This is a genomic window from Okeania sp. SIO2C2, from assembly GCF_010692625.1.
Taxonomy (GTDB): domain Bacteria; phylum Cyanobacteriota; class Cyanobacteriia; order Cyanobacteriales; family Microcoleaceae; genus Okeania; species Okeania hirsuta.
This window is the reverse complement of record NZ_JAAHGM010000032.1, coordinates 23,293-37,795: the sequence shown is the minus strand read 5'-3', so window position 1 is coordinate 37,795 and position 14,503 is coordinate 23,293. Positions and strand designations below refer to the sequence as shown.

At 36.2% G+C, this 14,503-nt stretch carries 12 protein-coding genes; 7 read left to right on the top strand and 5 right to left on the bottom strand.

Annotated features, from left to right (window positions below; genetic code table 11):
• Positions 1–976: 976 nt before the first annotated feature.
• A complete protein-coding gene (locus tag F6K18_RS22440) occupies positions 977–2,650 on the top strand; it encodes a mechanosensitive ion channel family protein (protein WP_287524223.1) in 1,674 nt (557 codons plus the stop codon).
• A gap of 498 nt (positions 2,651–3,148) precedes the next feature.
• On the opposite strand, the gene F6K18_RS22435 is transcribed toward F6K18_RS22440, so the two are convergent.
• Complete coding sequence (locus F6K18_RS22435; RefSeq protein WP_287524312.1) at positions 3,149–4,075, bottom strand: alpha/beta hydrolase; 927 nt, start codon at positions 4,073–4,075, stop codon at positions 3,149–3,151.
• Positions 4,076–4,922: 847 nt separating this feature from the next.
• On the opposite strand from F6K18_RS22435, the gene F6K18_RS22430 reads away from it, so the two are divergent.
• Positions 4,923–5,408: a hypothetical protein gene (locus F6K18_RS22430; RefSeq protein WP_287524221.1), complete on the top strand. Its 486-nt coding sequence runs from the start codon at positions 4,923–4,925 to the stop codon at positions 5,406–5,408.
• A 316-nt stretch (positions 5,409–5,724) separates the two neighbouring features.
• On the opposite strand, the gene F6K18_RS22425 is transcribed toward F6K18_RS22430, so the two are convergent.
• Positions 5,725–6,876, bottom strand: coding sequence for a hypothetical protein (locus F6K18_RS22425; RefSeq protein ID WP_287524219.1), 1,152 nt, complete (start codon positions 6,874–6,876; stop codon positions 5,725–5,727).
• A gap of 183 nt (positions 6,877–7,059) precedes the next feature.
• Between F6K18_RS22425 and F6K18_RS22420 the strand changes: the two genes are divergently transcribed.
• The 4 genes from F6K18_RS22420 to F6K18_RS22405 all read left to right on the top strand — a co-directional run bounded on the left by F6K18_RS22420 (position 7,060) and on the right by F6K18_RS22405 (position 11,049).
• Complete coding sequence (locus F6K18_RS22420; protein WP_287524217.1) at positions 7,060–8,271, top strand: NAD(P)/FAD-dependent oxidoreductase; 1,212 nt, start codon at positions 7,060–7,062, stop codon at positions 8,269–8,271.
• A gap of 525 nt (positions 8,272–8,796) precedes the next feature.
• Entirely contained in the window at positions 8,797–9,501 is a 705-nt protein-coding gene (locus F6K18_RS22415; RefSeq protein WP_124143716.1) for an HAD family hydrolase, read from the top strand.
• Between the two features lie 955 nt (positions 9,502–10,456).
• Positions 10,457–10,900 carry a DUF4332 domain-containing protein gene (locus tag F6K18_RS22410; protein ID WP_287524215.1) on the top strand — a complete coding sequence of 148 codons (444 nt, stop codon included), beginning with the start codon at positions 10,457–10,459 and terminating at the stop codon, positions 10,898–10,900.
• A complete protein-coding gene (locus F6K18_RS22405) occupies positions 10,897–11,049 on the top strand; it encodes a hypothetical protein (protein ID WP_287524212.1) in 153 nt (50 codons plus the stop codon). The genes F6K18_RS22410 and F6K18_RS22405 overlap by 4 nt, the downstream gene beginning before the upstream one ends.
• A 296-nt stretch (positions 11,050–11,345) precedes the next feature.
• Here the strand turns inward: F6K18_RS22405 and F6K18_RS22400 are convergent, their stop codons facing one another.
• Both F6K18_RS22400 and F6K18_RS22395 read right to left on the bottom strand, forming a co-directional pair.
• Positions 11,346–11,966 (bottom strand): tetratricopeptide repeat protein, encoded by a 621-nt coding sequence (locus F6K18_RS22400; RefSeq protein ID WP_287524309.1) that lies wholly within the window; start codon positions 11,964–11,966, stop codon positions 11,346–11,348.
• 121 nt (positions 11,967–12,087) lie between these two features.
• The gene (locus F6K18_RS22395; RefSeq protein WP_287524210.1) at positions 12,088–12,330 is read right to left on the bottom strand and encodes a hypothetical protein; all 243 of its coding nucleotides are present in this window, start codon (positions 12,328–12,330) and stop codon (positions 12,088–12,090) included.
• Positions 12,331–12,441: 111 nt separating this feature from the next.
• Between F6K18_RS22395 and F6K18_RS22390 the strand changes: the two genes are divergently transcribed.
• A complete protein-coding gene (locus F6K18_RS22390) occupies positions 12,442–12,735 on the top strand; it encodes a hypothetical protein (RefSeq protein ID WP_287524208.1) in 294 nt (97 codons plus the stop codon).
• 183 nt (positions 12,736–12,918) lie between these two features.
• On the opposite strand, the gene F6K18_RS22385 is transcribed toward F6K18_RS22390, so the two are convergent.
• Entirely contained in the window at positions 12,919–14,283 is a 1,365-nt protein-coding gene (locus F6K18_RS22385; RefSeq protein ID WP_287524206.1) for a DUF1800 domain-containing protein, read from the bottom strand.
• Positions 14,284–14,503: the final 220 nt, after the last annotated feature.

Here is a 14,503-nt window from a genome sequence, read left to right as displayed (position 1 = left end):
GAAAGTAAACACCTGATTTTTCCTCCTAGGAAACCCAACAAAAATCCGTCGCAACCTACCATTTTAGCTGTGTCCGTCCACTACAGCTACTGGAAGAGAATATTTTAAAATATATAGTATAGATTTTCCTGTTAGATAGTAATTATTATGAATAATACTAATAATTCTGCTCGATCAGAAAGTAAATGTTTCAAAAAAGCGTATTTTTGAATGATTGCTCTATCTTTTTACCGAAAAATTGTGGTTTAAAGCCGACCCTTTTAAGGGGATAATAAATCAAAATTTTCCTTTGAGTCAATCCTCTCCTTGAAAAGAAGAGGTAATTATTAATAATTAATTATTAATTGTTGAATGTATATAGAGATGTTAATTTAACCCATCATATCGATTGTTCATAATACTAATTAATTTGTGTGATCCTTCAATAGTTTTGTCGAAATCCCTCTGCCTTTTGAGGATATTTTCCCTAGATATATTAATTTTCATCTTCTGCAAATAAGAATCCAATCATCGGCAAATCTATGACAAGTTTCTGCTCAATGTAGAAAGATTTATTTAGATAAATTCACGAATACCAAATTCATTTCTAAGTTGCATAGAATAATATTTGGCGTTGGTAAAGCGCGTGTATGATATTCATCTTAATTATTTAGGAGTCAACCCACCCCTCGCCCCTCCCCCTCCCAGGAGGGGAAGGACCGAGTCATAAGTCAGGAGGGAAGAAAGAAGAAGAAACCCCGAGTAGAAGGAGAAAGTTTTTTGGTCGCGTAAAGGTCACGGAGTTCTATCGCGCTCTGATCCGGACATGATATCATACCTCTTTTCACCAACGCCTAATATTTTAATCAGAGTTGACTGTAGATCGAGATAGACAAGTTAATAAATTTCATAATTCTATGCCACCTCACATAAAATTGGTATAATACCCAATACCTAAAACCTAATACCTAACACCTATTATTAGTGAGATAGATTAATGAAAAAAAGAAAAAAATTGATCTTTAGCCATAAATGGCAAGCATTTTGCCTAACGGTAGTTGCTTGTACTCTAACGCTATGGGTGTCTCCAGTTAGTTCCCAAGAATCACAAATAGAAACTTCAGCCACAATTGCAGCAATTACTACTGAAGAACCAGAAATTCCTGTCGATGAGCTGAAGCTTTTACTCAAACCTCTGACTCAGGAGGAGTTAGAAGTCGAGGCTAAAGCTTGGCAGAATTTGCTAAAAGCTAAAGTTCAGGAGATTAGCGATGCTGAAATTGCAATCAAACGCAAAAATAGGGAAACCCGAAAATCTGAAGAAGCGGTTGATGCTATAGAGAAAGCTCAGAAATCTCTTGAGGAAGCAGAAGCAAGAAAAAAGAGTGCATCTCCTGGTTCTACAGAAGCAGAGGAAGCTGAAAAAAATCTAGAAGTGGCACAAAAAGAACTCGCCAAAGCTCAAGAAGCAGTTGAGGAAGCTGTTGAGGTTAAAAAGCAAAGTGAAGGAACTGAGGAAGCTACCCAAGACCTAGAAGTAGTAGCAGAAGCGATCGAAGATGAAGTTAGTAATACAGATGATATCGATAGTCAACAGGAATTAGTAGAGAAAGAAAAACAGTTAGAAGCATTATCACAAAAACTCGAAGATTCTAGTGAAGTCGCATCGGAAGTCAAGACTAAATTGGTCGTTGATGTCACTGAACTTCAACAGCAGCAAACTGCTCTTGCCGATCGCTTTGATACTGTTTTGGATGAATTTGAGAGCAAAGGGGGTAAAGCTGAATCTTTCCGTCAATATATTGAATCTGTTAGTGGTGTCGAGATTGATGTCAGTGATACTGAAGGTTTGTGGTTAAGGATAGCTGGTTGGATCAAATCAGAAGAAGGTGGTTTACGTTGGGGCCAAAATATTGGTATCTTTTCCGCAATTGTGGCTACTTCTGTAATTGTTGCTGCAATTTTAGGCTTTGTGACTAATAGAAGTCTGCGAATTGTAGGGGGAGTTTCTGACCCTTTGCGTCAATTATTGGTCAGAACTGTGTGGCAAGCAACTGTTGGTGTTGGGGTCTTATTAGCATTGACTGCTTTGGAAATAAATCTTGCTCCAATTCTCGCCTTAGTTGGTGGTACTAGCTTCATCTTGGCATTTGCTTTGCAAACCAATATTGGAAATTTGGCTAGTGGTTTAATGATTATGATCTATAGTCCGTTTAATGTAGGGGATGAAGTAGAACTATGTGGAACATCAGGCTACATTGATTCCATCAGTCTCCCTCATACAAAAATAAAAGGTTGGACTGGTCAGATTATTACAATTCCCAATAACTCTATTTTGAGTAGTGTGGTCGTTAATCATAGTGCTAGAGATACTCGTCGCGTTAGTTTGCAAATTCGGGTTGGTTATAATGAGAATTTGTCTAAAGTTGAGCAATTACTTTTGGATATTTTTCAATCTCATTCTCTAGTATTAGACCAACCAAGACCAAGTACATTTGCATGGAAATTTGAAGAATACTTCGTCGATCTGTATGTAGGAGGATGGACTAAAACTTCAGATTACTGGAGGGTATATAATGAAACTCTTCATCAGATTCAGGAGCGATTTGTTCAAGAAGGAATTTCTATTCCTATTCCCCAGAAAGATATTCGTGTTCAAGAGTCTACCTAATTATCTTTGAAACCTCAAAAAAATAGTAATTCTGTAGTGCAATAGCAATGGGAAAAAAGTGAAGCTAAAAGCTAAAAGAGAAACTTTATTATACCAATTACCATGCATTAATACTATACTTTGCTGAAACTTCAGTTATCAAGTAATTAACACAGGGAAAATAACTTATTCCCTAATTATTAGCTAGTTAATGTTAATTATTCTGATAAAGTTTTTGTTTGTAGTAGGGCTTTAGCCATAATTAATAGATAGGGCTGAAGCCCTACTACGAACTTTAATTATAACTATTAGACATCTCCAATAATAAAAAATAAAATTAATTGTCCCACAGAAATCATCAATTCTTTTTCCCTGCTCCCTGCTTCTTCTTTTCTGGAGATGTCTATTTAACCGGACATGATATTACTCCCTTACTCCCCTACTCAAGAAAGTGTAGAAAAGTTTTTGATAAATGGTATTAGGGGCAGGTTTAAATTCAAATCAAAACCTACCCCTAAATTAACCAACCTGCACTACACCAACTGGAACTTCATCCAACTGTTTCAAGAACTTTTGAATTAACCCAATAGTCACCGCTGGAATTTCCAATTGAGGTGTTAAACCCACATTTTCTAATGTTTGAAAAATCTTCACAGCTTCACGGTTTAAATCTGCTAAACGTTGACCTATTTCTGGACCTGTAAACTCCGACTTTTTACCCCAAATAATTGCCGTCGGAATTGTTAATTGACTCATATATAAAGATAAATCAAAACACAAATCTCCTCGCACAAAAGATAAAGCAGCATATTCAGCATTAGGTTGAGTTGCTGACTCTAAATATGCCTCTACAATTTCTTCATAAACTAACTTGGAATTAGCAAATTGTCGGTTTTCTAAAAAAGTTCTAATCCCCCCAGGAGTAGCAACACCACCATTATAAATCAAACGATCTACTACAGGGGTACTCACAAGTTGAGCGAAAAAACTGCGGGTATAATTTTCCCCGAAGTCAGATAAACCTGCGGGAGTTGTCAATATTAGAGACTTGAATAATTCCGGACGGGCGATCGCTACTCTCACCATTATTGCAGCAGTCAGGGAAGAAGCGATAACTCTAGTAGGAGATTGACAAGTTTGTTCTAAAAATTCGATAATTGTTGCGATATAGTCGTCTACTTTGTAATCTAGTACCTGATGTTCCGATCGCCCCCATCCGATTAAGTCTGGGGCAAGAATGCGGTATTCTGAGGCAAAGGCGGGATAAACTTTTGACCATTCGTAGGCAGATGACCCACCGCCGAAACCGTGAAAAAATACTAGGGTTGGCAAGTCGTCGATGTTGTCGGTGTCAGTTTTCCAAGGTGTTTTTTCGTTGCCGTAGTAGACCATTCTACCGTGAGAGGTGACGATTGATTTTTGTTCAAAACCTAGAGGAATAAACATAGTAATTTTAGATTTTAGAGTTGGCATTAATGTGGAAATATCTTCAGTATAGGATGATTTTTGGGTGATGGTGCATTGTAATATTATGTCCGGTTGAATACTGATAAATAAACGACTTAGGAGTCAGTCCTCAGAAGTCAGGAGGAAAGAAAGAAGCAAGAAGAAGAGAAGGAAAAGGAGAAAGTTTTTTTGATCACGCTCTTATCCGGATTTGATATTGCGGCGTTGGTGAATCAACATAATAATTAAGATATTTGGACTAAATGTAATCAACATAAGAATTATGAATACCCTTTTCATTACTTGCTCCCGAACAACCCGTAAACGAAATAATCTGTAGGGAGGTTGCATGCAACCTCCGTACCTGTTCCCTCCATACCTATTCCCTATTCCCTAAGCACGAAAATCATAGCTAAATTCACTAATGCCGATATTGCTAATGGTTGTTCATCTGATACTAATATCATGTCCGGATGATTAAGTATAATAAAAATGTTTTCCTCTCAATGTTGAAGAAATATCCCAAATTTCCACTCCTATCAAGTCTTCCCTGTTAAATTTACACCTACCACCTAACACCTACCACTTAAAAACTGTATTATCACTAATTAAGCGGACATGATATAAATCCTGTTTAGAAAGAACCTTTATTATAAAGGTAAGGCAAAGGAAAGAAGGGTTAGAAAAGAATTTGAAAATGGTACTTTTGATAACCGGATTTGGTATGAACTATATCTGTTGGGTTCTTGCGAAACCCAACCTACAGAAGTAAAAATGTTGTTAAGATTAGCAGATTTGAGATTTTTTCTTTTAAGGTAATTATTATTAATGTTATTAGGTCAAACAAATGCAAGTTCAAGAAAATAAGTTTTCCTGGTATGATGTGCCTGAAGATGTCAAAAGTTTATTGATGTTGGCGGTGGAAAATTGGGAAGATACTGAGACATCGGAAAATTATATTAATCAAGCTTTAGCTAAGACTGAAGGAAATCTGGATATTTTGATAGGTGCTTATCGTTATTTTTTCTATAAAAATAATATGAAAATGTCTCTACAATTGGCTGATATGGTAATTAATGAAGTGAAAAAAAGAGAAAATTTACCGAATGATTGGCAGGAGGTAAAAACTATATTAGCTAGTCGAAAAAATGAGCAACAAATTAATCTTTTGATTACAGCTTATGCTGCTTCGGGATTGATTATTGCGAAGATGGGTGATTTGGCAAAAGCTAAGGCAATAAGTGAGGAAGTTCAAGAAATTGATGATAAAAATGATTTAGCAAAAATCTTGTTTGATGTGATTACTAGACCGCCAGATGAAGATGAAGATTAAAGGGGGTATTTAGGTTTATGTTATAGCCGACTTTAAGTATTAACTAATTACTACAAGTTCTTGAATTGGGGAAGATTTAAAGCCGATTTAATTCTGGTTTTTCGTACTTTTTGACCACACCCTATCCCCTACACCTCACACCCGCTCTTCCCACTATATAATATTTAGGAAAAGTTTTAATATTTGGGAGCATATCATGTTCAGTTAAATACTTATAATAAAAAACTTGCAATTTGTAGGTTTGGTTGCCCTTTCTGTTTAGCCAACATACAGTATGATAAGTAATTATCCAAACATGATATAAACAATTAATAATTTAATACATTAATTTTTCCCTAGGGAGTTTACGAGCGGTCGCTTTTTTTCCACGTCGCTGTCCTAGACTTAACAAGCAACTGCCAATACCGAACAAACCTAACACTGCGCTAGGTTCAGGAGTAGATTCAACTTCAGCATTGTAGCGAATGCGTCCAAATGATGCCGGGCCAATTGCTAGCTCATCTTCACAATGCTGCTCGAATATGGCATCAAAGCTTTTGATATCTCCGTTAACATCATAAGCTGCTTCTAAGATATTGAACCTGCCACCTAACCTATTACAACCTCTTCCGTTACCAGAGAAACTGAGACCGGGACGATCGTTAGGTTGAAAAGGGTAGCGAATAGCGCGGTCGTACCAACCTGGAGCTAATAGACTTCTTTCGGGAGCGGCAAAGTTTAAATTCCACCAAATACGATCCCCAGGTTGACTATTGCTAATGTTATCCAAGCGAAATGACACATTGTTATTCCTGCCCATAGTCACTCGAAAATCTACTTCTTCTGGAGTCAGAAGTTGTTCGTTACCTCCTCCAATATAATCTCCTGGTTGACTATAGAAATAAAATGCCGTATCGTACTCCTGAATTTCCTCAGAAAGAGCCATCAGTCTCGCCATATTGGCGCGGTCGAATTCAGACCTGTCAAATTCTACCTGTCCGAACAGCGCCGCTTCTTTACCTTCACAATGCTGCTCAAAATCTGCCTTAAAACGTTCTGGTTCCCCGTAAGAATCGTAAACAAATTCTTCTACGTTAAATTGACCTGTGAGTCTGTTACATCCTCGACCATTACCACTAAAGCTCAGACCTGGTTCGCTAGAGTCTTGAAAAGGAAAGCGGGTTGCTCCTTCGTAATTTCCTGGAGTTAGAGTTTGATTATTTGCAGCGGCCAGGTCTAAAGACCACCAGGTTCTCCCCCCAAAAGCAAAATCATTAAACCCTAGAGTGAATCCATTATCGAAGTTTCTGGATACTCGAAAATATCTATCATCTGGAGTATAAAACTGGGAGCGACCTTGACCAATAAAGTCCCCTGGTTCGCTAGTAAAGGAGAGAAAATTTGCCGCATTTGCGGATAAATTAGCTACGGATAAACTAGCCAAAACACTTAGTGTCGTTGTCACAAAAAACAAAGCTTTTTTTAGCATAAGACTTGCTCTATTTTTGGATATTTATATTTTTCCGTACTTATATATTAGCATCTACGATCGATCAGGCAAAATTGTCTTACTTTTGACTTTCGGTTTTGGACTTTTGACTTTAGTGAAACGATATGACTATCTTGCTATCCTATAAAGAAGTAACCTAATATTAACTTCCCCTACTTAACTATGACCGAAAAATCTCAGCGCATTTGTATCCTTGGTGGTGGCTTTGGTGGACTTTATACCGCCCTTCGCCTAATCCAGTTTCCCTGGCAACCGTCAGAAAAACCAGAAATAATTCTGATAGACCAGCGCGATCGCTTCCTCTTTGCCCCACTATTATATGAACTTGTGACCGGGGAATTACAAACCTGGGAAATAGCTCCACCATTTGAAGAGTTATTCACCAACACCAACATTCGTTTTTGTCAAGGCGTTGTCTCTGAAATTGACATCAACCAACAACAAGTCAAACTAGAAAACGGTCAAGCATTCAGTTACGACCGCCTCGTTTTAGCAATGGGAGGTGAAACGCCAATGGAAATGGTTACAGGTGCCGCCGAATATGCAATCCCATTCCGCACCATTGATGATGCTTACCGTCTCCAAGAAAAGTTACGAGTTTTAGAAGCATCAGACCGCGAAAAAATTCGAGTCGCCATTGCCGGGGGTGGTTATAGCGGGGTAGAATTAGCTTGTAAATTAGCAGATCGTTTGCAAGACAAGGGGCGAATTAGATTAGTCGAACGCAGCGATATGATTCTGCGAACATCCCCAGAATTTAACCGGGAAGCAGCTTCTCAAGCATTGTCTGAAAGAAATATTTGGATTGACTTAGAAACAGAAATTGAGTCTATTGAAGCTAATCAAATTTCCTTAAAGTACAAAGGGCAAGTTGACACCATTCCTGTAGATATTGTTTTGTGGACAGTGGGTACAAAAGTCGCCCCAGTAGTAAAGTCATTACCATTGAAAAAAAATCAGCGTGACCAAATCATCACCAGTGCAACTCTACAAGTGCAAGACAATACACAAATCTTTGCTCTCGGAGATTTAGCAGACTGCCAAGATGCAGACGGACAAAAAGTACCCACCACTGCTCAAGTAGCGATACAACAATCTGATTATGTTGCCTGGAATATCTGGGCATCTGCAACTGGGCGACCTTTGTTACCATTCCGCTATCAGCCATTGGGTGAAATGATGGCATTGGGACTTGACAACGCGACTCTTACCAGTTTAGGAATTAAACTGGATGGTCAGGTAGCACATTTGGCAAGACGTTTAGTTTATTTGTATCGCTTGCCCACATTGGATCATCAAATGAAAGTTGCTTTCAACTGGATAGTTAATCCTATTCAAGAGGCACTATCAAGTTTTTCAACAACTAATAATTAATAATTAATAATTAATCATTACCTTTGCTTAAAATCCATAGGATTGGCGAAAAAGATTTTTTGTCTTTATTTCTTCTTCAAAGAAGAGACTTTAAAGCTTAATTATTCCGTAAAGTTTCCTGATGATTAGTTCCTTTTTTCCTTCTAATCATCTTTACATTCATGTTGAAAATCACTATCGTGTTTTGTTTATTTGACCCTAAATTTATGATTAAAGACTGGTAGGCAAGGAATATGGAAAAAAAGGTTAAAAAATACTCCCCACCTCCCCATCTCTTTTTAAATAGATCAGGACTTACGCAAAATATAAATATACACAATATGTATGAGTTGACAGCAGTGATTACTACTATATATGGTGGAATGCGTAAGTCCTGTAGATATTAAATGGGTTCTATATAGCAACTGCCATGACTACTGTTGACTTATGGAATATCTAAAACAAGAGAATATCAACCTTCCTCTTTCTTCTTTCTTCTTTCTTCTTTCTTCTTTCTTCCTTCTTAGTTCTTACTTCTTCTTAAATATGACTAAAGTTATTTTACTTGATGCTGTAGGCACTTTATTTGGTGTGCGCGATAGTGTAGGTGAGATTTATCAACAGTTTGCCAGTCAGTGGGGAGTTGATGTTTCGCCTTCTGCTGTAAATGCAGCTTTTTTTGAAAGTTTTAAAATAGCTCCACCGATGGCATTTCCTGGAGTGGAGTCTACTAAAATACCCGAACAGGAGTTTGAGTGGTGGTGCGAAGTCGCTACTGCAACTTACAAAAAACTGGGAGTATTTGAGCAGTTTTCTGATTTCAGGAGTTTTTTTAGAGAACTTTACAATCATTTTGCTACTGCTGCACCTTGGTTTGTTTATCCTGATGTGAAACCTGCATTAACTAAGTGGCGCGATCGTGGAATCCAGTTAGCAGTTTTATCTAATTTTGATTCTCGACTTTATCCAGTTTTAGCAGTGTTGAAATTAGCAGATTTTTTTGATCATGTGACTATTTCTACAGAAGTAGGAGCAGCTAAACCTGATCGAAAAATATTTGTCGCTGCTTTACAAAAATGTGGTTGTGCTATTGAAGAAGTTGTGCATATTGGAGATAGTTTAACTGCTGATTATAAGGGTGCAATTAATATAGGAATAAAAGCATTTTTATTAAATAGAAACACGGTTTTACAACCAGAGGAAGATCACTTTGCTACTCTTCTTGATTGTTTTGATTATAGCTTTAGTTAGGTAAATTGAGGGGTTATACCCTCTAATTTAGAACTTTTTCAAGCAATTATTATTATAGTTTATTATAAATTAGATAACAATTATTAAACTGTTATGATCGAGATGCAAAATATTGGTATGATTAAATGCAGGATGGTAGAAACCTCCAAAAAGTAGATGTTGACAATATAAATCTGCTCAGTTGGGCAGATTTTTTTTGAGTATTAATACAAGCAAGATAATCTGATATTAAACTTATTTTAAGTAAAAACTTCAAATTAAGCCCTACAAATAATGGCCTTGCTAAAATCTCATGGTAAGTAGCTGAAAGTAAAATTGAAAAACTTATGTTTTTCGTTGATACTTAATCTAAAAATCATTACCACTCAGCAACGCCCAAATAATTAGTGAAAATTAGAAGTTTTGCAGCAACTTATTCGATATACTTACAGAGTTACTATAGCTGCCCTCGGCAAGGTTGTATAAAAATATCTGGCAAAAGAGAAACCGGATCTGGGAACAGTAACTGTTGTAACCCTGCGTTGGCAAAAGATACTCCTGGTACCTCACTCCTGTCAGGGAACAGGGATAAAAGTTTCAAGCTTTTATCTATTTTTTGACTTTTTACAAATGATTTACGATTGCTATATATATAGTGGGACTTACACAAAATAGAATAGGCATTTTTAGGGCATTGACGTAATTTCTTTATCTAGACTGACAAGAGCGCCATTTTTTGACCATAAAATGTTTAAGTCCCAATAGTCAAACCCCTCAAAGGCTGAAAAATATTAAGTCTGGTAAATTACCTATAAGCTAAGACTAAGAGACATTTTTGTTTTATATTCTCTGTTTCTTCTATTAGTTAATTGGATATAGCGAATTAATCAAAAGTATAGCATTATTTTTGGTAATTTGTATCAGGTATAGGAGCCATTTATAATTTGCTCAAAGCTGAAAAACAGAAAAAATAAACATGAAAATAACACAAAAAAAACAATCAACAAAATCTCAAAACTGGTGTATTGAAAAATTACCAGGATTAAGTAAAAAACACCAAGAATTACTAATAGAATATGGCATTACTACTACGAGAAAACTACTAGAAATAACCCACACTCCCCAACAAAAATTAACCCTAGCAAATCAACTACAAATTCATCTTCAATATATTAAGAAATGGGTGGCATTAGCAGACTTAGCTAGAGTTCCTAGTATTGGCTGTCAATACTGTGGACTTCTGCTTCATGCTGGTATTGTTTCAGTTACTCAACTAGCTCAAATACCTATCCACAGATTGCACCAACAAATCCTAAAATTACAGGTGTCAACTATGCAAAGACGTGACCTTTGTCCCACTGTCGATCTGGTTCAAAAATGGATTCAACAAGCTCAATTTTTGGGTGCATATCAATTTTGAATAAAGCCAAAAATTTATCGCTTTTAGGGAATAGGGAACAGGGAATAAACATCTCCAGAAAAGAGACAACAGGCAACAGGCAACAGGCAACAGGCAACAGGCAACCCACCCCTCGCCCCTCCCCCTCCCAGGAGGGGAATAATTTATAATTTATGGATAATAATTGATTTTATTTTTGATTTTTACCAGATGTCTAATAGGAAAAAAGTATTTTTGCAAATATGAGATGCACCCCAATTTTTATCGTCTGTTTGAAGGAGCGGTACCTGCTTTTGGCAAAGGAGTAATATCAAATCCGGTTGAATACTTATCATATATTTGGGGGTGGGGAGTACAGGAGTAGGGGAGTAGGGGAGATTGAAGGCTTGAAGTAACTGAAGTAATTATAGAATTATAAACATATATTATATAACCGGATTCTATATCAGAAGGACCTGATCACGAGCTAGAGAAATAGAAGTAGGGGATTTGATAATTGTTTTTTCAAAGCATCTATTCTAGTTTTATGTTCTTCTATCGTAGTGGGGAGAACAAACAAATTTTCTGTATTAGAGGTATCTGTTTGAGAATCATTATTTGCTGTTGAATTTTGCAGTGCTTGAGCTTGGTTAAGATATTTGCTAGCTTTCTGATTATCTCCTAATTGAACATAAATCATAGCTAAAGTTTGAAGAGTGTTTGCTTCAGCTTTTGTATCATTTTCTGCTCTTTGAATTTTCAGGGTTTCATCGAAGGAGTTTTTAGCCTTTTCTATTTCCCCTAAACTAAAGTAAACCATACCAATTTGACGAAGTATAAAAGCTTGTTGAGTGAGATTTTTTAGTTCTCGAAATAGTTGTAATGATTGGTTGAAAGTATCTAGACTTTGTTGTTTTTCTCCTAAGTCAGAATAAACTATGTCAATAGAAGCTAATACATAAGCTTTTCCTTCTTGATGGTTAAGTATTTCCCTCAATGACAGAACTTGCTGATAATATTCTAGAGATTTTTGATAGTTACTTAAAGAATAGTAAACTAAGCCAATCATGTTAAGAGAATTAGCAGCTTTTGCCTCATAACCTGCTATTTGATATCAAATCCGCTCGGGTTCGGTATAAAAAAAATTTTCATCTTCATCCAAGAGCAAATGTTTCGCGCATTCTCTTCCCTCCTGAGGACTGAGGACTGAGGACTGACTCCTAGATTAACTATCTAATTACACCGATGCTACCGGATTTGATATGATATAGTTTTGCTGCCTCTTGAAATTTTTCTATTGCTTGTTTTTGATATTCTGCTGTTTGTTGTTTAAAAAATTGAAGACCTTCTCGATCAGCTTTTTGAGCAGCATCCAAATTTGAGTCTTTTGTTTCTGTCTTTTGAGTAATTAGGGGGAAGGAAGAAGGAAGAAGTAAGAAGGAAGAAGGAAGGATAAATTGACTTCCTGTCAAGATAGTTGTCGTAGATAAGGCTAAAGTATTGTGGTAAATTTGAGCAATTAATTTATGTATTGTTTTTCAATTATACATATTTACCTATTTTACCTATGATATAGAATCCGCTTGAATACTTATTATATGAGATGGGGAGATGGGGGGATGGGGAGATGGGGAGATGGGGAGATGGGGAGATGGGGAGATTTAAGGCAAGAAAGTGTGGATAGAATTATATACATATACTGTATAACCGGATTCTATATGAGCATAATTTTTCTACTATTGTATCTCAAGAAAATTTTTGCTTTTTTTATCAAAATCAAATCTTCTTCCTTATTAGAAAATACAGCGGACTCCACAAGGCGTGAGGTACACCCGTCGTGGGCAATATCCCGCACTGGAATACGCTCTAATTGTTAATATCTGTACTTCTTAACTTCTTATGCGAATCTACTGCATCTACTTTTTCTTTATTTCAAATCTTCTTCCCTCTTACCAAATAATTAAAGTTTAAAGCCTCTTTTTAGTCAATCATATCCGTTTTCAAGGAGACATAATTATGAATTATGAATTATGAATTATGAATTATGAATTATGAATTGTTTAATACCTCATAAATTCTGGACTACCAAAAATTAATGCTGCCCTCAATTCGGGAGAACTATTTTCAATTACTGTGCGAGTTTGAGCAGAAAAATTATTACCCAAAGTCGCCATTAATTTTTCCGCACTAATAGGTTTTCCTCTACCCAATAAACCACCAGATAAAGGTACGGCTAAACTACTACGTCGAATCATTGTATCTGAGCTTAACCATGCTTCTTTTGTATTTTTATAACCGTCCGGAGTAACACAACCATAAAGAGGCATTCCTAACTGGTCTAAAATGCCATTAATAGGTCGAAAATTATCAACTTCGTTACCAATAGCTCTCATGGCAGAAGCTACAAAATGATAAGGATTTTTAAACTTACTATTGTGTGTTTCTACTTGCCAAAATTCTGAACTATTGAAGAGAGTTTTTAATACCTCAGAAATATCTCCTTCACTCTCTAAAAAAATCTGAGCTAAAGTTTTAACTAAAGATTCTGGCGGTTGGTCTAACACAAAAGTTTGAGCTAATTTATAACTAATATGTTTAGCTGTGGCAGGATGGTTAGCCAAAATATCTAAAGCAATTTCACCTTCAGCAATACCATTTTCTTTAATTGTTTGTCCGAGAAAAAATTTATCTCCTGGTTCGTGACGTTTTTCATCAAAATAAAATCCATCTACATCTTCAGCTCTTTTAGCATTAGGAGGTAAACCCCAACCAGTAAAAATCTTTGCTAAAGCAATAATATCATTTTGAGTATAGCCTCCATCCACACCTAAAGTATGTAATTCTAATAATTCTCTAGCATAATTTTCATTAATTTTTCCCCGATGACTCCGCCAATTATCTAAATAAATTAACATGGCTGGATGATGAGCAGTAGCACCTAATAAATCTCTAAATTTTCCCAAAACATAAGGTCTAATTGCCTGCTGTTCGTAAGAGCTAAAATATAAACGATTTAATCCTTGACGACCAAAAACATTAAAGTGATTGTACCAAAAATCTACCATAACTTCTTCTAAGTGACGCGGACTTTCTAGAGTGCGCAGAAAACGTCCTTTAGTAGCTTGTAAAAATATTTTTTGTTCAAAACGTCCTTTGATTCTATTTAATCCTCTCTGGTCTAATTTTAATTCTTTTCCCTGTTGCTGAAGTTGTTGTAATTCTGTGATTATTTCACTGGGAGTTAGAGGTAATGTATCTAGATATTCTACCTTTTTAGTTAATAGTTTTGGGTAGGGAATAGAATCAGGTTGTAATTGAGATTGAATATAAGCTTCTACACCAATATTTTTAATCTTTTCAATTTGCCCAGGAGTTGGTCCGAAACTAAGTCGATTAATTAGGTGTAAAATTTTAGTATCAGCCATTTCAGTTATCAGTTATCAGTTATCAGTTCAGTAGGGTGCGTTAGACGGCTAAAATCTAACTGCGAAAGGTATTTAACAATTCGTCGTCACGCACCATTTTAGCCATCTTGTAGGGTCTGTTATATCATGTCCGGATAATTAGTTATAAAAAAACTTTCTCCTTCAACTCCAGTTCTTCTTCTTTCTTCCCTCTTTCCTCCTGAATCCTGAGGACTGACTC

Bases quoted from the DNA above. Each gene is read 5' to 3' on its own strand.
- F6K18_RS22435 (WP_287524312.1), bottom strand. From the start codon at position 4,075: ATGTTTATTCCTCTAGGTTTTGAACAAAAATCAATCGTCACCTCTCAC.
- F6K18_RS22385 (WP_287524206.1), bottom strand. From the start codon at position 14,283: ATGGCTGATACTAAAATTTTACACCTAATTAATCGACTTAGTTTCGGA.
- F6K18_RS22425 (WP_287524219.1), bottom strand. From the start codon at position 6,876: ATGCTAAAAAAAGCTTTGTTTTTTGTGACAACGACACTAAGTGTTTTG.
- F6K18_RS22415 (WP_124143716.1), top strand. From the start codon at position 8,797: ATGACTAAAGTTATTTTACTTGATGCTGTAGGCACTTTATTTGGTGTG.
- F6K18_RS22420 (WP_287524217.1), top strand. From the start codon at position 7,060: ATGACCGAAAAATCTCAGCGCATTTGTATCCTTGGTGGTGGCTTTGGT.
- F6K18_RS22430 (WP_287524221.1), top strand. From the start codon at position 4,923: ATGCAAGTTCAAGAAAATAAGTTTTCCTGGTATGATGTGCCTGAAGAT.
- F6K18_RS22440 (WP_287524223.1), top strand. From the start codon at position 977: ATGAAAAAAAGAAAAAAATTGATCTTTAGCCATAAATGGCAAGCATTT.
- F6K18_RS22410 (WP_287524215.1), top strand. From the start codon at position 10,457: ATGAAAATAACACAAAAAAAACAATCAACAAAATCTCAAAACTGGTGT.